General features: G+C 44.7%; 21 protein-coding genes. 17 read left to right on the forward strand and 4 right to left on the reverse strand.

Annotated elements, in window-relative coordinates:
- Positions 1-204: 204 nt before the first annotated feature.
- Positions 205-483, forward strand: a complete 279-nt coding sequence (locus Q0389_RS09285) for a heavy metal transporter (protein ID WP_298693696.1) — start codon at positions 205-207, stop codon at positions 481-483.
- Positions 484-529: 46 nt separating this feature from the next.
- Here the strand turns inward: Q0389_RS09285 and Q0389_RS09290 are convergent, their stop codons facing one another.
- The gene (locus Q0389_RS09290; RefSeq protein ID WP_298693697.1) at positions 530-1,042 is read right to left on the reverse strand and encodes a rhodanese-like domain-containing protein; all 513 of its coding nucleotides are present in this window, start codon (positions 1,040-1,042) and stop codon (positions 530-532) included.
- Positions 1,043-1,140: 98 nt separating this feature from the next.
- Here Q0389_RS09290 and Q0389_RS09295 point away from each other — a divergent pair, with 98 nt between their 5' ends.
- From Q0389_RS09295 to Q0389_RS09315, 5 genes are all read left to right on the forward strand, one after another.
- Positions 1,141-3,039, forward strand: coding sequence for an ATP-binding protein (locus Q0389_RS09295; RefSeq protein WP_298693698.1), 1,899 nt, complete (start codon positions 1,141-1,143; stop codon positions 3,037-3,039).
- Positions 3,040-4,362, forward strand: a complete 1,323-nt coding sequence (locus Q0389_RS09300; protein ID WP_298693699.1) for a methyl-accepting chemotaxis protein — start codon at positions 3,040-3,042, stop codon at positions 4,360-4,362.
- Positions 4,359-4,625: a response regulator gene (locus Q0389_RS09305; protein ID WP_298693700.1), complete on the forward strand. Its 267-nt coding sequence runs from the start codon at positions 4,359-4,361 to the stop codon at positions 4,623-4,625. Before Q0389_RS09300 ends, Q0389_RS09305 begins: the two co-directional genes overlap by 4 nt.
- A 187-nt stretch (positions 4,626-4,812) precedes the next feature.
- Complete coding sequence (locus Q0389_RS09310) at positions 4,813-5,256, forward strand: DUF4395 domain-containing protein (RefSeq protein ID WP_298693701.1); 444 nt, start codon at positions 4,813-4,815, stop codon at positions 5,254-5,256.
- Complete coding sequence (locus Q0389_RS09315; protein WP_298693702.1) at positions 5,256-5,660, forward strand: Rrf2 family transcriptional regulator; 405 nt, start codon at positions 5,256-5,258, stop codon at positions 5,658-5,660. Before Q0389_RS09310 ends, Q0389_RS09315 begins: the two co-directional genes overlap by 1 nt.
- Before the next feature lie 11 nt (positions 5,661-5,671).
- Here Q0389_RS09315 and Q0389_RS09320 read toward each other — a convergent pair whose 3' ends face one another.
- The 3 genes from Q0389_RS09320 to recO are packed head-to-tail and all read right to left on the reverse strand — an operon-like array spanning position 5,672 to position 8,070.
- Positions 5,672-7,126 (reverse strand): helicase HerA-like domain-containing protein, encoded by a 1,455-nt coding sequence (locus tag Q0389_RS09320; RefSeq protein ID WP_298693703.1) that lies wholly within the window; start codon positions 7,124-7,126, stop codon positions 5,672-5,674.
- 23 nt (positions 7,127-7,149) lie between these two features.
- Entirely contained in the window at positions 7,150-7,404 is a 255-nt protein-coding gene (locus tag Q0389_RS09325) for a hypothetical protein (RefSeq protein WP_298693704.1), read from the reverse strand.
- 48 nt (positions 7,405-7,452) lie between these two features.
- A complete protein-coding gene (recO, locus tag Q0389_RS09330) occupies positions 7,453-8,070 on the reverse strand; it encodes a recombination protein RecO (protein WP_298693705.1) in 618 nt (205 codons plus the stop codon).
- Between the two features lie 182 nt (positions 8,071-8,252).
- On the opposite strand from recO, the gene gltB reads away from it, so the two are divergent.
- The 11 genes from gltB to Q0389_RS09385 all read left to right on the forward strand — a co-directional run.
- Entirely contained in the window at positions 8,253-12,686 is a 4,434-nt protein-coding gene (gltB, locus tag Q0389_RS09335) for a glutamate synthase large subunit (RefSeq protein WP_298693706.1), read from the forward strand.
- Between the two features lie 5 nt (positions 12,687-12,691).
- Positions 12,692-14,074 (forward strand): glutamate synthase subunit beta, encoded by a 1,383-nt coding sequence (locus Q0389_RS09340; protein ID WP_298693707.1) that lies wholly within the window; start codon positions 12,692-12,694, stop codon positions 14,072-14,074.
- Positions 14,074-14,802, forward strand: coding sequence for an inositol monophosphatase family protein (locus Q0389_RS09345; RefSeq protein WP_298693708.1), 729 nt, complete (start codon positions 14,074-14,076; stop codon positions 14,800-14,802). The genes Q0389_RS09340 and Q0389_RS09345 overlap by 1 nt, the downstream gene beginning before the upstream one ends.
- Complete coding sequence (gene accD, locus Q0389_RS09350; protein WP_298693709.1) at positions 14,799-15,641, forward strand: acetyl-CoA carboxylase, carboxyltransferase subunit beta; 843 nt, start codon at positions 14,799-14,801, stop codon at positions 15,639-15,641. Before Q0389_RS09345 ends, accD begins: the two co-directional genes overlap by 4 nt.
- On the forward strand, positions 15,641-16,198 hold the full coding sequence (locus Q0389_RS09355; protein WP_298693710.1) for a thiamine phosphate synthase: 558 nt from the start codon (positions 15,641-15,643) through the stop codon (positions 16,196-16,198). Before accD ends, Q0389_RS09355 begins: the two co-directional genes overlap by 1 nt.
- Positions 16,195-16,653 (forward strand): 23S rRNA (pseudouridine(1915)-N(3))-methyltransferase RlmH, encoded by a 459-nt coding sequence (locus tag Q0389_RS09360; protein ID WP_298693711.1) that lies wholly within the window; start codon positions 16,195-16,197, stop codon positions 16,651-16,653. The genes Q0389_RS09355 and Q0389_RS09360 overlap by 4 nt, the downstream gene beginning before the upstream one ends.
- A gap of 9 nt (positions 16,654-16,662) precedes the next feature.
- Positions 16,663-17,016 (forward strand): RNA polymerase-binding protein DksA, encoded by a 354-nt coding sequence (gene dksA, locus Q0389_RS09365; protein WP_298693712.1) that lies wholly within the window; start codon positions 16,663-16,665, stop codon positions 17,014-17,016.
- A gap of 12 nt (positions 17,017-17,028) precedes the next feature.
- Positions 17,029-18,048, forward strand: a complete 1,020-nt coding sequence (locus Q0389_RS09370) for a hypothetical protein (protein WP_298693713.1) — start codon at positions 17,029-17,031, stop codon at positions 18,046-18,048.
- 104 nt (positions 18,049-18,152) lie between these two features.
- On the forward strand, positions 18,153-19,142 hold the full coding sequence (dusB, locus tag Q0389_RS09375) for a tRNA dihydrouridine synthase DusB (protein ID WP_298693714.1): 990 nt from the start codon (positions 18,153-18,155) through the stop codon (positions 19,140-19,142).
- 19 nt (positions 19,143-19,161) lie between these two features.
- Positions 19,162-19,767 (forward strand): class I SAM-dependent methyltransferase, encoded by a 606-nt coding sequence (locus Q0389_RS09380; RefSeq protein ID WP_298693715.1) that lies wholly within the window; start codon positions 19,162-19,164, stop codon positions 19,765-19,767.
- A gap of 52 nt (positions 19,768-19,819) precedes the next feature.
- Positions 19,820-20,231 (forward strand): nitrogenase component 1 (locus Q0389_RS09385; protein ID WP_298693717.1); only part of this gene is annotated, 412 nt, incomplete at its 3' end.

Below are 20,231 nucleotides of genomic sequence, written 5' to 3' on the forward strand. Positions count from 1 at the left end.
GCTTCAGCATCTCAGTAAAAAGAAAAAACAGGAGATGTGCGATCATAACGCTTTTCAGCTTATTACGGCACATCTGATTTCACTCTCGAATGTTCAGCGGATGGGAATGCGATAAACGAAGCCGTTGATTGCAGAAATATTCGATTAACTCTCCGCTTACCGGAATATGTTACATTGAGACAGCCTATTTAAAAAGGATTTATGATGAAACAAATGTTTGAAGTACTGAATGTAAAATGCGGAGGATGTGCCAATACACTCATTAAAAGTTTGGCAGATGAGTTTGGCGAAGTGAGCGTCGATTTAGAGTGTGAACCTCGAAAAATTACTTTAGATGTTGAGGAAGATCAGATCGAAAAACTAAAATTAAAACTCAGAAGTCTGGGATATCCGTTAACAACGGATGAACTTAGTACGGTACAAACCCTAACGACTACAGCTAAAAGCTTCGTCTCCTGTGCCGTCGGGAAAATGGATATTTAAAAAAATTGCGTATTTTGCTAATCCAGGGTAGGAAAGAGAGCCGTTATTAATAACCGTCCCACGGCATTTTAGACTCTTTCCATCCGAACATAAATCCGTCTTCGAGATTATAGGCTTTGATCCCTTCTTTTGCCAGAAGGTTTGCAGCCGCTTTAGAACGAGGACCGCTTCGGCAAACTAAAATGACGGCATCCGTATTTCGAAGTTTCATCGCTTTCATTACGTCACTGACGAAGTTTTTGTTGAATACCTCTTTGGCATCATACAGTTTTTGCACTTCGATATGTCCTTTGGGTTTATCGGTCTTAAGTTCGTATTCGGAACTTTTGACCCGCTCTTCGATTGATTTGGGAACATAGGTCCACTCATAAGCGGGAATATTGATGAATCCTTCACCGTGGCCCGTATAAATATATTCGAGCGTCGTTCGGACATCGACGATGATAGCTTCCCCTTTTTTCTGCATTTCGTGTGCTTCGGCCGCACTTACATCGGCTTCGTACAAATCTTCCGCACTCAGAATTCCGCATGCCAATAAAATAAGTAAAATTTTTTTCATATAAGCCCATTTGTGATTAATTTTTGAGTATTTTATCGGAAGAAAATTATAGTGAGATGAAATAATAATGATACTATTATAGAAAAATAAAGTTGAACATGCCCGATACACTAAAAATTGTTTATGTAACCGATTGGGTTATTGCAAACGAAAGTCTTTCCCGTCAAGACCCTTTTATAGAAGTTTTACAAAATATCGATGCCGATTTGGACGTTCTCGATCGACTCCCGGAAATATTTGAAGAGATCGATCTGCTTATTTTGCATCCTATGCATATGAAAGCGGATGTTTTTGAAGCAATCAGCAAAAGTAAAGAGCATAATCCGGCGATAAAAACGGTAGTGATCTCAAGTGCGCACGGCAGCGACCTATTTTTGAAAGCGATTGACGTAGGGGTCGACAAATATCTTCTCAAGCCGCTTTTACCCAGTGCGGTCAAAAAAGTCGCCGAGCGGCTTCTCCAGCACTCCTTGGAAGCGAAGCAGGCTCAAAAAGCTTTCCGGCAGATCAATCTGATGTTCGGGGCGATTTCAAAAACCTCGCTCCTTATCCGGATGGAATACGACGGTACGATTATTGAAGTCAATAACTTGCTTTTGGAATTACTCCATTACCATTCGGATGAGATGATCGGTTCGCATTGGATGCGTTTTGTCGAACGCCGTTTCTGGCTTTTTTTGCGTTCGCTGGTACGGGAAAAATTAAAAGCGGGCGAAATCTATCGCGGAACGATTGAACTGCTAAGTTCGAACGGAGATTCGATTACCGTCGATGCAACTCTTTATTCCATACGTGACGGACGCGGAGAGATCGGTGAAATCGTTTGTATTGCTCAGGACGTTTCTGAAGTCAATCGTGCTATTTTGGCGAGTATGGAACAGCTAATCGACCATGATACCTCTTTGGCGGTTCTTTTTGATCACCGTTATGAAGCGGTTTTAGTCAATAGAAAATTTTTGTTGCAAAACGGTTATGAGGAGAGTCAGGATTTTTTTTCGGCGAAAGATGTTTTGGTCTGGATGACGGAATCGAAAGAAGAGACGACTCCTGTTTTACAAGGAGAACATACACAAAAAGACGCACTACAGGCGATTTGCGAACTTTACCGCGATGAAAAAATTCAGGGGCGTATCGTATCGACGGATCGAAATCAGGAAAAACGCTATTACAGTATTCATACGACGTCTATGCCTAATCCGATGATCCGTAATGAGGAATACCATATCCTTTATTTTGTCGATATCACCAATTTCGAACGACTCAAAGAAGAAAAATTGAGCGATGCCAAGCTCATGAGTGTGGGTCGCCTCGCAGCAGCCATTACACATGAGATCAATACGCCGATTACGTATATCAAGGGTAATCTCGAATTATTGAAATGGGATTGTGAAGGTAAAGTAGCCGATGCCGACGCATTGTTCGAATCGATTGATGAAGGGGTCAAACGGATCGAATCGATCGTTAATTCGATGTATGAATTCGCAGGTACCGGCAAAGAGGTCATGAAAGCGTGCAGCGTTCATATGACATTGATTTATGCATTGCGGATTATCATGAATCGTGCCAAGCATATCGTCCCGATACGGATCAATGACGAACTGTTTTTACAAACGACGGAATACAACTCTACCAGTTGCATGACTATGGGGATATCCAATCGTTTGGAACAAGTATGGATTATTATTTTAAATAATGCAATGGATGAGTTCGAAAAAGGTACAATACCGTATGAAAACCGTCAATTGGATATTTCTATACAATGTGATGAGAAGGAAATAGTTGTTAAAATTCTTGATAACGCCGGAGGAATACCCCAAAGTGTATTGCCCGGAATATTTGATTTTGCAATCAGCGGTGAGAAAAAACAAAGTATGGGTATCGGTTTAAATGTAGCAAAAGCGATCATTGACAAGCACGGCGGATCGATTCGTGTCGTCAATAAAGATCAAGGTGCCGTATTTGAAGTGATTTTAAAAACGTATGAGGAGGTAAAATAGATGTTTTTTACGCGAGAGGCGACGAAATACAAAGAAGAAGCGGATTTATTACGCGTCGAACGGGATATTCTAGCGGCTGAACTGGCATTATACAAAGAGATAGCCGCATTGAGCGACAAAGAAGCAATCGTCGTTCTGAATGAAAACGGAGACCCTCTTTTTTTTAATTCGAAAGCTCAGGATATTGCCAACAAAGATGCCGTAGTGACGGAATTGAGAAAAAATACCAAAGAGATCGTCGTCGGAGAATGCGAAGCTTCCGTAATCGGTAAAAATTTAAGTAACGGGCTCAAAGGCTATATTCTAACAAAGTCGTCTATCGTCGGCGGAGAAGACAACGGCTTGCTTGAAATGCACCAAAAAAGTATCAAAGGGGCACTGAGCGCAACTCAACAAGTTTTTGTCGATATTCTGGAAAAATTAAAAGAGATGGTTCAGCAGTCGAAAGAGACCGCGGAAGGTTCGGACGAAGGGCTCAAAATTGCTCATCATGTCGATGAAGATATGAATAAACTTGCAGAGTTGATGGAAGGGACGATTACGACGACAGGTAATCTGGTTTCCAGATCGCATGAAGTTTCCAGCGTAGTCGCTCTGATCAAAGATATTGCCGACCAAACCAACCTTCTAGCATTAAATGCCGCAATCGAAGCGGCACGTGCGGGAGAACACGGTAGAGGATTTGCCGTAGTTGCGGATGAAGTACGGAAATTGGCGGAAAGAACCCAAAAAGCGACCAAAGAGATCGAGATCGTAATTCAGTCCATGCAGCAAGACACTAATGAGATCGAAACGGCTACGGAAGAACTTTCCGGTATCGTTTCGACTACAAAAGACGAAGTAACCCAAATGAGCGACCGCATGGAGATATTCCAGCGTAACGCTTCGCGAAGTGTTTATGAAATCATGGATATCAGTAACTATATTTTTAGCAATTTGGCAAAAATCGATCATGTCATCTACAAAAATAACGTTTATGCCTTTTTATTCGGGCAGGAGAATGATTTTAATCCGGTGGATCACCATTCGTGCCGCTTAGGTAAGTGGTATGACAGTGGCGTTGGAAAAGAGCAGTTTGGAATGCTTAAATCGTATAGCCGCCTGGAAGCGCCGCACCGTACAGTCCATACGGAAGCCAATGCGTTGATCGCCGATTGCGGCGACGGTAAGAAACTATGTTCGCGCACCCAAATTGAACAACGAATCAAAGAGATTGAAACCGCAAGTGCGGATGTGTTTACGGCACTGGATGTTCTCGTCCATGAAAAAACGGAAGATCTGATGGGTAAAGCGATTACACAACTTTTTGGAGAATTAAAATGATACGGTTAATGATTGTAGACGATGAGATTTCTATCGGTACGATGCTGGAAAAAGCATTAACGCGCTCAGGAGATTTTAAAATAACCTATATCGATAATCCGATAACGGCAGTCAGCCGTTTTCGTGCCGGAGAATATGACGGGGTTTTGCTCGATATTATGATGCCTCAAAAAGACGGTTTGAGTGTCCTCGAAGAGATAAAAGAGAAAGACCCCGAATGCGTCGTTATTATGATGACAGCCTATTCGACTTTAAAGCCATAAAATAGGGGCAGATCACTATCTGCTTAAACCGTTCGACTCATTACTCAATGTTGAAAAAAAGATTCGGGAACTGGTACATGCCCGAGCGTAATCAAACCGCACGAAAAGGTTAATCCTTAGTAATTTTATATGGATACTTGACAATAAGAAAAGATTATTTTATCATGACAGGAAAAAAGGAGTTGTAATGGCTCAAGAATGTCCGCTTATTTTTCGTCAAGTCGATGCAACCGTGACACGGATCAATACTTTTTCCGTGATTGCCGGTATCATTGTTTTTCTTATTACACATAGTTTGGCGGTTTTGTTTTTTTTGTTAATCGATTTTATTCTCCGATTATATGGATATAAACAATTCAGCCCCGTTCAAAATTTTTCTTTATGGATTAAAAAGAGACTATCGCTTCCTACCAAAATGGAAGATGCGGGAGCCAAACGCCTGGCTGCATTTTTCGGTGTCGGTTTTGTTATCGCACTCGGTGCTGCGGATATTTTAGGATTGAATGTAGCTGTAAATCTGATTGCCGCTATTTTCCTCGTCTGTGCTTCTTTGGAGCTTTTGTTCGGATACTGCGTCGCGTGCAAGATTTATTATATCGCTAAAAAACTCTATCCGAAGGCTTTTGAATAATGTCTGCACTCTCCTCAAAAGCCATTTACGGACTTGCGGCCATGCATGTTCTTTCCCATGCCCCGCGCGGGAGGTCGATGCAGGTACGGGAAATATCGGCGATGACCCAGATATCCCACGGCTACCTCGAACAGCTTCTTTCGATTCTGCGTCGCAGTAATCTGGTCAGCAGTATTCGGGGCGCTTCGGGAGGCTATAAGCTTTCGCGTCAGCCTCATGAAATAGAGGTGATCGAGATTATAGAAGCATTGGAGGGGCCTTTTTACAAAATAGAGGGGAATGTAGGCTCAAGCCTGATCTTAGAGTATTTTTGGAACGATATCGAGGATAAAATGCGTCAGTTGTTCGGAATGAAACTTTCCGAACTCGATCAGGCGTATCAGCCCCATTTTTATGAGATTTGATCGGCTAAGGGTTATTTTTTAAAAATACTTCCTAAAATCCCCCGGATTATTGCTCTTCCGAGTTGAGAACCGATGGCTCGTGCCGCCGATTTGGCCAGTGCTTCGCCTGCACTTTCTCTACTGCGTACCGTGCTTTTTTGCACTTTTACCGCTTCTTTTTCCATATCTTCACGCTCTTTGAGTGCGGCTTGTTCTTGGAGTCTTTGGGTGAGTTTTTCGTATGCGGATTCCGAATCGACGGTTATGTCATACGTATCTCCGACGATAGAGTTTTTCATAAGCTCTCGGCGCAAGTTTTGATCGATCGGTCCGATATGGGAAAAGGGCGGGATAATCAGAGCGCGTTGGGTAATACCGGGTGTCCCTTTGATATCTAAAAAGGAGACTAGCGCCTCTCCGACTCCCAACTCCATCAATGCACTTTTTTCATCCAGATCGGCATTATCACGCATCGTTTCCGCTGCGGCACGGACGGCTTGCTGGTCTTTAGGGGTAAAGGCACGCAAGGCATGAGCGATCCGATTCCCGAGCTGTGCGGCGACTTTTTCGGGAATATCGTTCGGGTGCTGGGTAATAAAGTAGACGCCGACTCCTTTTGAACGGATCAAGCGGACGACTTGCTCAATTTTTTCGATCAGAATATCGGGTGCATCGTTGAAAAGAAGATGTGCTTCGTCAAAAAAGAACAGCAGTTTCGGTATCTGGCTGTCTCCTGATTCAGGGAGAGTTTCGAACAGTTCCGATAGCAGCCATAGAAGCAGCGATGCGTAGAGTTTCGGAGTATTCATCAGTTTTGTGGCATCGAGAAGATTGACTACCCCTTTGCCATCTACGATTTGAATGAGATCGTGGATATTGAGCATCGGTTCGCCAAAGAGCTTTTCTCCCTCTTGTGCTTCGAGTGTCAATAATGCACGCTGAATCGCACCGACCGATGCACTGGAGATATTGCCGTAACGGAGGCTAAGTTCTTTGGAACGTTCGCCGACATTTTGAATCATGGCTCGAAGGTCTTTGAGATCGAGCAGGGCTAAACCTTCATCGTCGGCTACTTTAAACGCAAGAGTCAGTACTCCGCTTTGTGTCTCGTTCAGACCAAGCAGACGGGATAACAGCAATGGCCCCATATCGCTGATAGTCGCTCTGATAGGATGACCGTTTTCACCCCATACGTCCCAGAAAGTGACGGGATAGGGGGTATACTTCTCATCCAGCCCCATCTCCGCCAGTCTCTGCGAAACCCTTGTATTGCCTCCGCCGATCTCGGCGATACCGCTAAGATCTCCTTTGATATCGGAGACGACACACGGCACGCCGATAGAAGAGAAGCTCTCGATCAATTTTTGCAGAGTAACTGTTTTTCCGGTTCCTGTCGCTCCGGTTATGAGTCCGTGGCGATTTGCCATAGAAGGGGGCAGAGTGAGGAAAAGATCGGATGCTTTAGCGATAGGCTGGAGTGTAATCATGCTATTCCTTTATACAAAAAGCGCTACTTTTTATTGAAACGTTTGGCTTCGATCAATTTGCGATTTTGTACCATCATCGATTCGATTTCCTGCGCATTTTTATTATTATAAACTTGTTCGACTACCAGATTGCTTCGCTTGGAAAGTTCCTGATAAAACTCTTCCAATGTCGGTTTTCTTTTCTTTGGAGCGATTGATTTGAAAAAAGGGGCTATTTCAAGTTTTGGAGGGGGAGAATATTTTGCCAAGATGGCTTCGCTGGCTTTATTGATGCGCATTACAAATCCTATAGATATATTTTCTATAGAAGTAAGCAATAAGCGTACCTAGAAACCTTCATTGAGTACGTACCAGAGACGCTCAACCTCGTTATCGTCTAAAAACAGGGTAGACGCATGAGTATAGAGCCATTCAAGACCTTTAGAATTGATTGAGAGCGTGTGTGAACAATGCTGATGTGCCGGTAAAAAAGCCCGAATAAGCGAAATATCCTCTTCAATAGGAAGGTCGCAGAAAAAACAAGTGAGCTCTTTATGCAAACGCCCCTCGTAATCCAGAAGCCGAACGTAGGTCTCGATGGCGACGCGTTTTGGATTTTGATCTTTCCATCGCTGTGCCGCGTCCTCCAAAAGGGTAAAATAAAAATCTCCGATCGATTCGGAGTCTTTGAGATGGGGATGGAATAAAGCGATAAATTGCTGCCATAGCCGAATCCGTTCATATTGTCCGATCCACGGGAATCCGAGATGGATCACATCCCGTAATCGCCCGATTGAGCTTTTGATCGAATATTCCGCTTCGAAATCGATTTTAAACCCTAGATTGATCGGACTGTGACGTGCCCCATAGAAGCGATAAAGGGTATGTAAGTTTTCCTCGGCTATGATTGTGACGATCATATCTTCTTCACGTGCACGAGTGAGTTTGATGATGAATCCCTGCATTTTTAGTTCTACTCTACACGTTTGATTCCTAAATTATCCAATCAGGCCTATCATTTTAACCCTTTTTAACCTTACAGTTGTTAAAATAAGAAAATTTCATCCCTCTTTAAACTACTTATGTTTAAAAAGAGATTAAAAAATAACAATTTGCCGAAATTTATTGGTGAAAGGTGACGATTAGAGTGGAATACCAAGACCTATTACGATCATTTAAAGATAACTGCGGATTTGGTTTGATAGCAAATATTAAAAACCGTCCATCGCATCAAAATTTGGAAAATGCGATTACTGCGCTTGAACGCATGATGCACCGCGGGGCGGTAGCCGCAGACGGTAAAACGGGGGACGGAAGCGGATTGCTCTTGTCTTTGCCTCATGAATTTATGCGTGCAGCTGCATCCGAAGCAGGGGTTGAACTGCCTGAAATGTATGCGGTAGCCGTTCTATTTACCCGTGATGCCGCCCATTTGGAGCGTTTTGAAAAAATTTGTAGCGATAACGATCTCAAAGTCGTATTGAATCGCCGTATCCCGGTCGATACGAATGCTTTAGGGGAACAGGCTCTTGCCACATTGCCGGAAATTTACCATGTTTTTATTACCCCGAACTCGTTGATGGCGAGTCAACGTTTTGATGCATTGCTCTATTTAACCCGAAAAGAGGTTGAACATGCGCTTGTGCACGATCAGGATTTTTATATCGCATCGATGAGTGCGCGGGTTGTTTCGTATAAAGGGCTTATTATGCCCACTCATATTAAAGAGTTTTATATCGATTTGCAAAACGAAAATTTTAAAATCTCGTTCGCCCTTTTCCACCAACGCTTTTCAACCAATACCTTGCCTAAATGGCGTTTGGCACAGCCGTTTCGTGCTGTAGCTCACAACGGTGAAATCAACTCGGTCGAAGCGAACCGTTTCAATGTCGCAGTGAAATCCGAATCGATCAAAAGTGAAGTGTTTACCGATGAAGAGATCGCACGTCTTCTTCCGATTCTTCAACCGGGCGGATCGGACAGTGCGAGCGCCGATAACTTTTTTGAGTTTTTGATCGTCAACGGTATGGATTTCTTCAAGGCGGCACGTGCCGTCATTCCTGCGCCGTGGCAAAATGCACCGCATATGGATCCGCAGCTCCGCGCATTTTATGAGTATCACTCTACCGTATTCGAAGCATGGGACGGCCCTGCGGCGTTTTCATTGACGGACGGTCGTTACATCGGATGCGTATTGGATCGTAACGGACTGCGTCCTTCTAAATACATTATTACCAAAGACGATACGCTTCTTATCGCAAGCGAATACGGAGTTATCGATATTCACGAAGATCAAATCAAAGAACGCGGACGATTGCAATCGGGTCAGATGATCGGATTGGATTTGAAATTTGGAAAAGTGCTGAAAGATGAAGATATTAACCAATATCTAAAATCGTCAAATCCGTATATGAAATGGCTCAACGACCATATGGTCTATCTTCAAGAGCATGTTGATGAACAATACGCTACGCGCTGCGAATTCAATCCTGAAAACCTGATCGAACGTCAACGTTATTTCAATATTACCCAAGAAGTGGTCGAACAAGTGATTGAACCGATGATGCGTGACGGAAAAGAAGCTGTCGGATCGATGGGGGATGATACCCCGTTGGCAGCATTCAGTAGTGTTCAACGCCATTTTAGCGACTATTTCAAACAACGGTTCGCACAGGTAACAAACCCGCCGATCGACCCGATTCGCGAAAAAGTGGTTATGAGCCTTAACACCGGATTCGGTGAAACCCATAACATCTTAAACGAAATTCCGTCTCATGCAAACCGATTGAAAGCGATTTCACCGATCGTTTTCCGGGAAAAACTCGATGTTCTTAAATCGTTCGGAGATAAAAAATCGCCGAGATACCAACCGTTCTACTGCAATGAGGTATTCTCGACCGCATTTAAAGGTCCTTTGAAACCGGCACTGGAAGCATTGGTCGAACAAGTTATCAAAGCGGTACGCGAAGAGGGTGTCCGTATTGTCATTCTTGACGATCAGGGATTCGATCAGGAACACAAAGCGATTCCGATGGCAATGGCGGTCGGACGGATCAGCCGTGCCCTTTTGGATGCAAAAATTCGTCATTTGGCATCGATCGTTGCCTGTACAAGCGAGGTGATCGACTCCCACGGTGCGGCGACATTGATCGCTTATGGAGCAAGTGCGGTCTATCCGAGCCTTTTGTTCGAAACAGTGGCATCACGTGCAGAAAACAGCGTAAACGAGATCAATTGCTCGGAAGCTTTCAAATCGGTGCACCATGCTTTGAATGCGGGACTCCTTAAAATTATGTCGAAAATGGGGATTGCTACGATCGCATCGTACCGTAACTCGGGACTTTTTGACGTCATTGGACTCAGTAAAGAGATCGTTCACGAATGTTTCGGGGAGTCTCACGTCATGATTCCGGGGCTCGTTTATGAAGATATTGATGCCCGTTTGGAAAGAAACCATAAAGCCGCTTTTGAAAAAGGGGGCTTTAACCGTATTTTCCCATTGAAAATCGGAGGTTTCTACAAATTTTACAACGGTCAGGAACATCACGATTTCAACCCGGATGTGATCCATGCGATTCACCGTGTGTCAAAAACCGGTAAACGTGAAGATTTCGATAAACTCAGCGCGTTGGTCAACGGCCGCGGACAAAAATTCATCCGTGACTTTTTTGAGTTCAAATCGGATAGGGCAAGCATCGACATCTCTGAAGTCGAACCGAAAGAGGCAATTTTCAAACGGTTTGCGTCAGCAGCAATGTCGCTCGGATCGATCTCTCCGGAGGCCCATGAGTGTTTGGCAGTAGCGATGAACACTATCGGTGCGCAAAGCAACTCGGGTGAAGGGGGCGAAGATGCTGCCCGTTTCGGAACGCTCAAAAATTCGAAAATCAAACAGGTCGCATCAGGACGTTTCGGAGTTACTCCGGCGTATCTCCGTTCGGCCGAAGAGATTCAGATCAAAGTGGCTCAAGGGGCAAAACCGGGTGAGGGCGGACAGCTGCCGGGGCATAAAGTCAGCGGCCTTATTGCACGTCTTCGCTATACGATGCCGGGAGTCACGTTGATTTCGCCTCCTCCTCACCACGATATCTATTCGATCGAGGATTTGGCACAGCTCATTTTCGACATGAAACAGGTCAATCCGAATGCTAGAGTAGCGGTTAAACTCGTCTCTTCCGCAGGTGTCGGAACGATTGCGGCGGGTGTCGCGAAAGCATATGCGGATAAGATTATCATCTCCGGCGGTGACGGCGGAACGGGTGCGGCTCCACTCACCTCGATCAAATTCGCGGGGAATCCGTGGGAACTCGGACTTTCCGAAGCACACAATGCCTTGAAAGTCAACAATCTCCGCGGATTGGTACACGTACAAACCGACGGTGGACTCAAAACGGGTCAGGATATCGTGAAAGCGGCATTGTTAGGTGCGGAGAGCTACGCGTTCGGTACGGGTGCGTTGACGATCATCGGTTGTAAAATGCTCCGTATCTGTCATGTCAATAAATGTTCGGTGGGGATTGCGACGCAAAATGAAAAACTGCGCAGCGAATACTTCAACGGTACGGTTGAGCAATTGATCAACTACTTCACCTATTTGGCTGAAGATGTTCGTAAAATAATGGCACAACTCGGATATAAAACGATGGAAGAGATGATCGGACGCAGCGATTTGCTTCGTGTAGTCGATACCGAATTCGCGAAAAAATTCGATTTTAGTTCGGTATTGCATCGTGAAGAGGGATTTGATACCTGCCAATCGCCGAGCAATGAACCGTTCGATGCCAACGAATTTGAAAAAGAGGTTCTGGCCGAAGCGATGGATGCGATCAAAAATCCGGAACGTCCGATTAAAATCGTTCGTGACATCTGTAATCTCAATCGTAGTTTCGGGGCGCGTATCAGCGGTGAAATCGCTCAATACTACGGCGATTCCGGTCTGAAAGCCAATACGATTAAAATCAACCTCAAAGGGATTGCCGGACAAGCTCTCGGCGCCTTTTTGATCAATGGTGTCTCTATCCGTCTTGAAGGGGTAGCCAACGATTACATCGGAAAAGGGATGCATGGCGGTAAAATCGTTATCCGCTCCCAAAATCAGGGAGAGGCGTTCAGCGCAGGCGGTAATACCTGTTTGTACGGCGCAACAGGCGGTAAGCTTTACATCGCAGGTTCGGTTGGAGAGCGTTTTGCCGTTCGTAATTCCGGAGCGATGGCCGTTGTCGAAGGGACGGGAGATAATGCGTGCGAATATATGACGGGCGGTGTCGTCGTCATTCTCGGTAAAACGGGTATTAACTTTGGTGCGGGTATGACAGGCGGATTTGCATTCGTGTACGATGAAGATCACAGTTTTGTCGAAAACGTGAACCGTGAATTGGTCGATGCACTGCGCATCGATACCGATGACGGAGACGAAGCGAGACACTATCTCAAACGTCTTTTAAAAGACTATGTGGCGGAGACCGAAAGTGAAAAGGCACAGATCCTATTAGACAACTTCCGTGTCGAAATCCGTAATTTCTGGCTTGTCCGCCCGAAAAATTTAACCAAACTGCCACTTAATCCGGATAAAGGGGACTAATTACTATGAGAGAATTTTTAACGATTGAACGTATCGACCCCTCGAAACGTCTTGTTTTACAACGTTTAAAAGATTTTAGCGAGATTTATGAGCCGATGGGTGCAAGTGATGCGACATCGCAGAGTGACCGTTGTATCCAATGCGGCGATCCGTTTTGTCTTAATAAATGCCCGTTGCACAACTACATTCCTCAATGGCTCAAAGCAGTTGCGGAAAAAGATTTGAAATTCGCGTTTAACCTTTCAAATGAACCTTCGCCGTTTCCGGAAGTGATGGGACGCGTTTGCCCGCACGATCGTTTATGTGAAGGGGATTGTACGTTAAATGACGGGCACGGAGCGATTACGATCGGTTCGGTAGAAACGTTTATCAACGAAGAGGGATTCCGCCAAGGATTGAAACCGTATTTTCCGGGAATCACAACCGACAAGAAAGTTGCGATCATCGGATCGGGCCCGGCAGGATTATCGGCAGCAACCTATTTGCTCCGTTCGGGCATTGCGGTGACAATGTACGAACGCAGTGATCGTGCCGGTGGATTGTTGACGTACGGTATTCCGAACTTTAAACTTGACAAAAAAATCGTCGAGCGCCGCGTCTCTTTGTTGGTCGAAGCGGGATTGGAACTTGTATTGAACTGCGAAGTGGGCAAAGATATAGAATTTGACGCCATAGCAAGCAAACATGACGCCGTATTTATCGGTATCGGTTCGACAAAAGCCAAAGCTGCAAAAATCGCCGGAGAAAATGCTTCCAACGTTTATACTTCGATGGAGTATTTAACGGCTATCCAACGCAAAAATTTCGGTTTGGCATACGATAAAAAATTTGATTTTAAAGATCTTGAAGTCGTTGTGATCGGGGGCGGTGATACGGCTATGGACTGTGTCCGTACCGCGCGTCGTGAAGGGGCTAAAAACGTTACGTGTCTGTATCGTCGTGACGCACATAATATGCCTGGCTCGGTCAAAGAGTACAAAAATGCGATCGAAGAAGGGGTCGAGTTTGTTTTCCACGCTTCTCCGAAAGAAGTTATCCTCGGAGACGGCGGAAAAGCGGTCGGAATTCATATGGCTAAAACCGTTCTCGGCGCGAAAGACGAGTCTGGCCGTCAAAAAATGGAAGAGGTCAAAGGCGGCGATTTTAACGTCAATGCCGACGTTATTATTATGGCGCTTGGATTTGATCCGGTGGTGCCTCCATTTTTGGCTGAAAACGGAATTTCGGTCAATAGCTGGGGTGGAATCGTCCTCAACGACAAGCACGAAACAAGTACTCCGGGAATCTATGCAGGCGGCGATTGCTACCGCGGAGCCGATTTGGTTGTCACGGCAGCATATGACGGACGTGAAGCTGCCCGTTCGATTGTAAAATCGTTATTGGGGTAATGAAACCTTTTATTGACGCGGCAATGGCCGCATGTCAGGAGATACAAACTCTTGTACTCCACAACGACGTCTCTTTATTTACTGCACATACTTCAGGATTCGGCGGAGATATCAGCCGCGGCGTTGATTTACAAGCCGAATCGATCTGTCATCGTCACCTTTCACCGTTTGGATCCGTTTTTTCCGAAGAGAGCGGATGGATGGGTGAAAAATCTTCTATCACTATCGTTTTAGACCCGATTGACGGAAGCGATAATTTTATTTCCGCTTTTCCGTATTACGGTGTTTCCCTCTGTCGTCTCCAGAATGGGACGGCTACCGATGCTATTGTATGCAATCTGGTCAATGGCGATGTATTCGTCCGCACGCCGGACGAATATTATAAATGTACTCTCAAAACCCTATACGTCAAACTGCCTGTGTTAGTGAATCCGTTTGCAAAAATAGGGTTATTCGAAAAAGCGGCGGAACATCCCGCATTGATTAAAATATTGATGGAAAATAAGCTCAAATTCCGTTCTCCCGGAGCGCTGGCACTCTCGTTAGCGTATGCCCCTTATGTAAAATATATGCTATTTTTGGGTACAATGCGGCCATACGATATCCAAGCCGGACTCTATTTGAGTCAACATTTGCATTTTATTCAGGATGAACGATATATCCTGATCAGCGCGGATAAAGAGGTATTTGAACAGATACGTTCGATTGTAGAAAAGGAGTATTTTTGAGTCTATTTAATCTATTCGGTGACTCCGAAAAAAAGAAACAGCCCACTAAGAGTGAAGCGCCGTCTCACTGGGTAAAATGCCCCTCATGCCAATCATTGATGTATTATAAAGAGATCGAGAAACAAAACCATGTATGCCCGAAATGCGGTTTTCACCTTCGTATCGGGGTAAAAGAACGTTTGGCCCTGATCGCGGACGAGGGAAGTTTCGTAGAGTTTGACGGCAATTTACGACCGACCGATCCGATTAATTTTGTCGATAAAAAAAGTTATGCCGCACGGGTTGAAGAGGGGTACGCCAAAAACGGGACTTACTCTTCAGTCGTAAGCGGTGAGTGTACGATTAACAGCATTCCGGCGCAATTGGTCGTTTTTGATTTTAACTTCATGGGCGGATCATTGGGCTCTGTCGAAGGGGAAAAAATCGTACGTGCCGTTAACCGTGCTATCGAAAAACGGATGGGACTGATTATTGTCAGTGCAAGCGGAGGAGCACGGATGCAGGAGAGTACCTTTTCTCTCATGCAAATGTCTAAAACCTCGGCGGCGTTGGCAAAACTTGCCGAGGCAAAACTCCCTTATATCTCTTTGCTTACCGATCCGACGATGGGAGGGGTAAGTGCATCGTTTGCAACATTGGGTGATATTATTATTGCCGAGCCCGGCGCTTTAGTCGGTTTCGCCGGTCAGCGGGTTATCAAACAAACGATCGGAAGCGATCTGCCTGAAGGATTTCAACGAGCTGAATTCCTTCTCGAAAAAGGCTCAATCGATATGATCGTAAGCCGTAATGAACTTAAAGAGACCCTGAGCGATATGCTCAAACTACTTCTCCCTTAATGCGCCTCTACGCCCTTTGTGATACGGACACTCTTGCCAAACACGGTGTCGGATATGAAGAGTTTGTTCAGCGTGCCAAGAAATTTGGTGCGGAAGTGTTGCAATATCGCAATAAAAAAGGGGATGTTGCGGCGATAAAAGCTGATCTAATAGCGCTTCGTCGACTTTGGGACGGTTATCTGATCGTTAACGATCAGTATGAATTGGCCTCTTTTTGCGATGGAGTTCACATCGGTCAAGAAGATTTAACCGCGATTGACCTCGATCCGGTCCGTGCGGTCAAAATTTTAAAAATGGCAATCGGAGACGATAAAATCATCGGCCTTTCCACCCACAGCCAAAAAGAGATTGAAATTGCCAATGCCTTGGATATCAACTATATCGGTTTGGGAGCGTACCGCTCTACCGCGACAAAATCGGATGCAAAGGTTCTTGGTGAAAAACTAGATGCTATAGCTGCCTTTTCGCGACATCCGGTTGCAGCAATCGGCGGGGTAAAATTGGATGATCAATTCAGACATGTCACCTATTGGGTTATCGGATCAGGATTATTGTGAATATTTCAATCATATCAATAGCTAAAAAAGAGCGTTCCCTTTACGATCCTCTTTATCAAGAGCAGATTAAAATGATCTCCCGATTTGCTAAACTTGAAGATATCGAGCTTTTTCCTAAAGAGGTGGCTAAAGCGCATCAAATCAGTTCCGAAGCATCTCAAATTGCATATTCAAGACTTTTATCACCGATGTTGGGTAAAAACTATTCAATTGCGTTGCATCCTGACGGGAAAAAGATGGATAGTTTTGCATTTAGTAAGCTTATAAGTGATAAAATTTCATTGCAATTTTTCATAGGCGGTGCATACGGCTTTGAAAAGAGCTTTGTAGACCAATGTGATGCGGCGATTAGTCTTTCGGATATGACTATGAGTCACAAAATTGCAAAAGCGGTACTACTAGAGCAGATTTACCGTGCCTATTCATTGTTGGCAAACCATCCGTATCACAAATGAGGAGCATTGATGAGAGATCATGAGTTGCAGTATTTTGAAGAAATACTGCTAACACGTAAGGCGCAGATTATTAAAAATATCACAGGCGTCGAAAGTGAAATGAAGCAGTTACGCGAGCTCGAGCTCAACGATGAAGGTGATCATGCGTCCGTCAGCAATGACAACATGGTAGAAAATGCGATCGGCGCTCAGCAGGTACAGGAACTTCAAGAGATTGAAGCGGCATTGTTCAAAATCAAGAATAAGCAGTACGGTGTTTGTGAAATGTGCGAGGATGAAATCGGGTTTCAACGTTTAAAAGTTAAACCACATGCGAAATACTGTATTGTATGTCGTCCGATTGTCGAAAAAAATAAACACTAAAGAGGAGAGAAAATGCAACTAAAACGTTATACCATCGCGTCGTTGATCTTGATGGTACTTGTCGGTGCGGCAGTGTACAGTATCGATAACGAATCGATTTCATTCGAATTGTTAGGGATGCATTTTCCGAATCTTCCGGTCGCTTTTTGGGTAGTTGTACCGCTTATCATCATGTATCTGGCCAGTGTACTTCACATGGGAGTCTATGCGCTTGTCGGCAATTTTAAACTTCGACGTTTAAATAAAGATCACGAAAAAATGATGGACGCTCTGCGTGACTCTCTTTTGGGTATACATGATCGAAACTATGTCTATAAAAGCGATGCGTATAAACTCATGGGCAAATTGGTCGATAACGCATTGATTCTCCCGTATGAAACGCTCCGTTCTATCGGAAACGAAAAAATCGACGAAGCATTGGAACTCATGCGCGACGTTAAAGCGAATAAAAAAGTCGATATTAAAAAGTTTCATCTCCCTTCCACGACATCGATTGCGATTCAAAACAATCTGAACCGTTTGGAACGAGGAGAAATCGATGCGGACGGCGTATTGTCACGTCCGGACAGCTACGGCGAAATCGTCTGTGCAAAAGCATTCGAATCATATGTTAAAACGGCTTCGGTCGGTTCGATAATGAAATTTAAGCATCTCTTTTCGACAACATCACTTTTTGATTTTATCCAGCGCATCAACAATGATATCAACGGGATTCAAATGGGCAATGAAGAGATCGTCGCATTGGTGGAATCGTTGAAGCTGAATGCGGATGATTATATTGCAATGTCGATACATCTTTCAAAACATATGGTTCCCGAACAACGAATTCGTTTGTTCGAACTCTTGAGTGAAAAATGTGATGAGGCTATGGAAGGGTATCTTTTCACTCTATACGATTTGCAAATGAACGATACGGCCAATGAAATATTGAACAATACGGCATCCGATGAATTTCAAATTTTTAAAGCGTATCGAGATCTTAAACGTTCCAATAAACATTACGATATCGCTATTTTTTTACGCCGCAGCTAATATTTTTTGAACGCTATTGGAGTAAAATCCCTATAGCTACGCATGCCGCTATGGCACTGAAGCTTCGCCCTAAAGGGCGAGAATAATCGTCTTACAGGTACACAATGACTCCCAAATTAGATTTTTCTTTACCCGTTTATGCTCTAGCCCCCTTAGCCGGTTATACCGACTTGCCGTTTCGAAATGTCGTCAAAAAGTTCGGTGCCGATTTGACGGTCAGCGAAATGCTCAGTTCCAATGCACTCGCTTACGGATCGGCCAAAACGCTCAAAATGCTTGAACGAAGTCCGAATGAAAATCCCTACTCGGTACAGATTGCGGGTGCCGAAGATGAGATAGTCCGCCGTGCGGTCGAAGTGCTCAACGGTGTAGATGACATCGATATTATCGATCTCAATTGCGGCTGTCCGGTTCCGAAAATTGTATGTCACGGTTCAGGCAGCGCGTTGCTCAACGATTTGCCCCGTATGGCACGTATCATCGAAACGATTAAAAAGACCTCGAACAAGTCGACGCTCAGTGTCAAGATTCGCTTGGGGTTTGAGAGTAAAAATCATATCGAGATTGCCAAACTGGTCGAATCGTGCGGAGCCGATTTCCTGGCTGTCCACGGGCGTACCCGTGCAGGCAAATTCAAAGCTCCCGTCGATTACGATGCAATCGGAGAGATCAAAGAGGCGATTTCGATTCCCGTCATTGCCAACGGCGATATCGATTCGTTTGAGAAAGCGCAATGGGTGTTGAACCACACCAAAGCTGACGGCGTTATGATCGGAAGGGGTGCCGTAGGCGCTCCATGGATTTTTCATCAGCTTAAAACAGGGAGCAACAGTGTCGATCCGTTGATCAAACATGCTATTATCATGGAACATCTCGATAGCATGATCCATTTTTACGGACAACGGGGAGTGGTGATGTTTCGTAAACATGTCCATACCTATTCGAAAGGGTATGAAGGGGCTTCGGCAATGCGTGACGAAGTGAACCGTATCGATGATCCTGTCCATTTTAGAGAGGTTGTTGACCGATTCTTTCTCGAACATCGGCAGATATCCGAAGGATTCAAAGCTTCGGATATGAGCTGTGATTACTGACATAATAAAAGGGTGAAGGATGAGCGAACGTTTTAACAATGCTGCCGAGCATTGGGACAAGGGAGACTTGCGCCAAAATATAGCACATGCCGTTTTTCAAACTATTTCAAATCGGATTTCGCTATTAAGTACGATGGAAATTATGGACTTCGGTGCAGGGACGGGATTGCTGAGTTTTAAAATCGCACAGATGGTCAAAGAGGTTGTGGGTGTCGATCTTTCCGAAAAAATGTTGGAACAGCTTGACAACAAAAATTCGGACGCATTGCGCGTCGAAGCTCTATGTCATGATATTTGCGAAATTCCTTTGGAGAAAAAATTTAACGGAATCGTCAGTTCCATGGCGATGCATCATGTCGAAGATACGGCGGCGTTATTCGAAGCCTTTCACCTCCATCTAAAACGTGACGGCTTTGTTGCCATTGCCGATCTCGAAGCGGAAGACGGAAGTTTTCATTCTCACGGAAATGAGGGCGTGTTTCATTTCGGATTTGAGCGTGACGCTTTGCGCCGAACGATTGAGAAAGCCGGTTTTGAACATGTCCGTTTTCACCACGCTTATACCGTAGAGAAAGAGACTCAGAATTATCCTATTTTTCTGGTAACCGCTATTAAAAAATCTTAATCTCGCACACCTTATGCATACTTTCGGATAATCTATTCCAAAGGAGTCTCCGATGGTCAGTCGCGCAAAAATCAAAGAACTTATGAACGAGAGCGCTTGCTCTCACAGTAAAGACAAAAAGCCAGGGGAAGGGTGTGATAAGCCAAAACCGGGTCTCGCGACAGGAGGATGTGCGTTTGACGGTGCACAGATTTCTCTTTTCCCGTATGCGGATGCCGTCCATTTGGTTCACGGGCCGCAAACCTGTCTCGGTGCATCGTGGGAGACACGTGAGACAAAAACGTCATACAATGGACGCGATCATACACAAATGGGATTTACGACGGGAATTACCACCAATGACGTCATCTTCGGCGGTGACAAACGGCTTGCCGATTCGATCGATTTTGTCATGGAACAGTACAAACCAGAAGCAATCTTCGTTTATTCGACCTGTGTTACGGCATTGGTGGGCGATGACATCG

The organism is uncultured Sulfuricurvum sp., from assembly GCF_937936435.1.
Lineage (GTDB): Bacteria > Campylobacterota > Campylobacteria > Campylobacterales > Sulfurimonadaceae > Sulfuricurvum.

What these genes read in the sequence shown, in the direction of transcription:
- Q0389_RS09345 (WP_298693708.1), top strand. Translation starts at nt 14,074, where the DNA reads ATGAAACCTTTTATTGACGCGGCAATGGCCGCATGTCAGGAGATACAA.
- Q0389_RS09340 (WP_298693707.1), top strand. Translation starts at nt 12,692, where the DNA reads ATGAGAGAATTTTTAACGATTGAACGTATCGACCCCTCGAAACGTCTT.
- Q0389_RS09315 (WP_298693702.1), top strand. Translation starts at nt 5,256, where the DNA reads ATGTCTGCACTCTCCTCAAAAGCCATTTACGGACTTGCGGCCATGCAT.
- Q0389_RS09310 (WP_298693701.1), top strand. Translation starts at nt 4,813, where the DNA reads ATGGCTCAAGAATGTCCGCTTATTTTTCGTCAAGTCGATGCAACCGTG.
- Q0389_RS09300 (WP_298693699.1), top strand. Translation starts at nt 3,040, where the DNA reads ATGTTTTTTACGCGAGAGGCGACGAAATACAAAGAAGAAGCGGATTTA.
- dksA (WP_298693712.1), top strand. Translation starts at nt 16,663, where the DNA reads ATGAGAGATCATGAGTTGCAGTATTTTGAAGAAATACTGCTAACACGT.
- recO (WP_298693705.1), bottom strand. Translation starts at nt 8,070, where the DNA reads ATGCAGGGATTCATCATCAAACTCACTCGTGCACGTGAAGAAGATATG.
- Q0389_RS09325 (WP_298693704.1), bottom strand. Translation starts at nt 7,404, where the DNA reads ATGCGCATCAATAAAGCCAGCGAAGCCATCTTGGCAAAATATTCTCCC.
- Q0389_RS09370 (WP_298693713.1), top strand. Translation starts at nt 17,029, where the DNA reads ATGCAACTAAAACGTTATACCATCGCGTCGTTGATCTTGATGGTACTT.
- Q0389_RS09295 (WP_298693698.1), top strand. Translation starts at nt 1,141, where the DNA reads ATGCCCGATACACTAAAAATTGTTTATGTAACCGATTGGGTTATTGCA.
- dusB (WP_298693714.1), top strand. Translation starts at nt 18,153, where the DNA reads ATGACTCCCAAATTAGATTTTTCTTTACCCGTTTATGCTCTAGCCCCC.
- Q0389_RS09355 (WP_298693710.1), top strand. Translation starts at nt 15,641, where the DNA reads ATGCGCCTCTACGCCCTTTGTGATACGGACACTCTTGCCAAACACGGT.
- Q0389_RS09305 (WP_298693700.1), top strand. Translation starts at nt 4,359, where the DNA reads ATGATACGGTTAATGATTGTAGACGATGAGATTTCTATCGGTACGATG.
- Q0389_RS09285 (WP_298693696.1), top strand. Translation starts at nt 205, where the DNA reads ATGAAACAAATGTTTGAAGTACTGAATGTAAAATGCGGAGGATGTGCC.
- Q0389_RS09290 (WP_298693697.1), bottom strand. Translation starts at nt 1,042, where the DNA reads ATGAAAAAAATTTTACTTATTTTATTGGCATGCGGAATTCTGAGTGCG.
- Q0389_RS09320 (WP_298693703.1), bottom strand. Translation starts at nt 7,126, where the DNA reads ATGATTACACTCCAGCCTATCGCTAAAGCATCCGATCTTTTCCTCACT.
- Q0389_RS09380 (WP_298693715.1), top strand. Translation starts at nt 19,162, where the DNA reads ATGAGCGAACGTTTTAACAATGCTGCCGAGCATTGGGACAAGGGAGAC.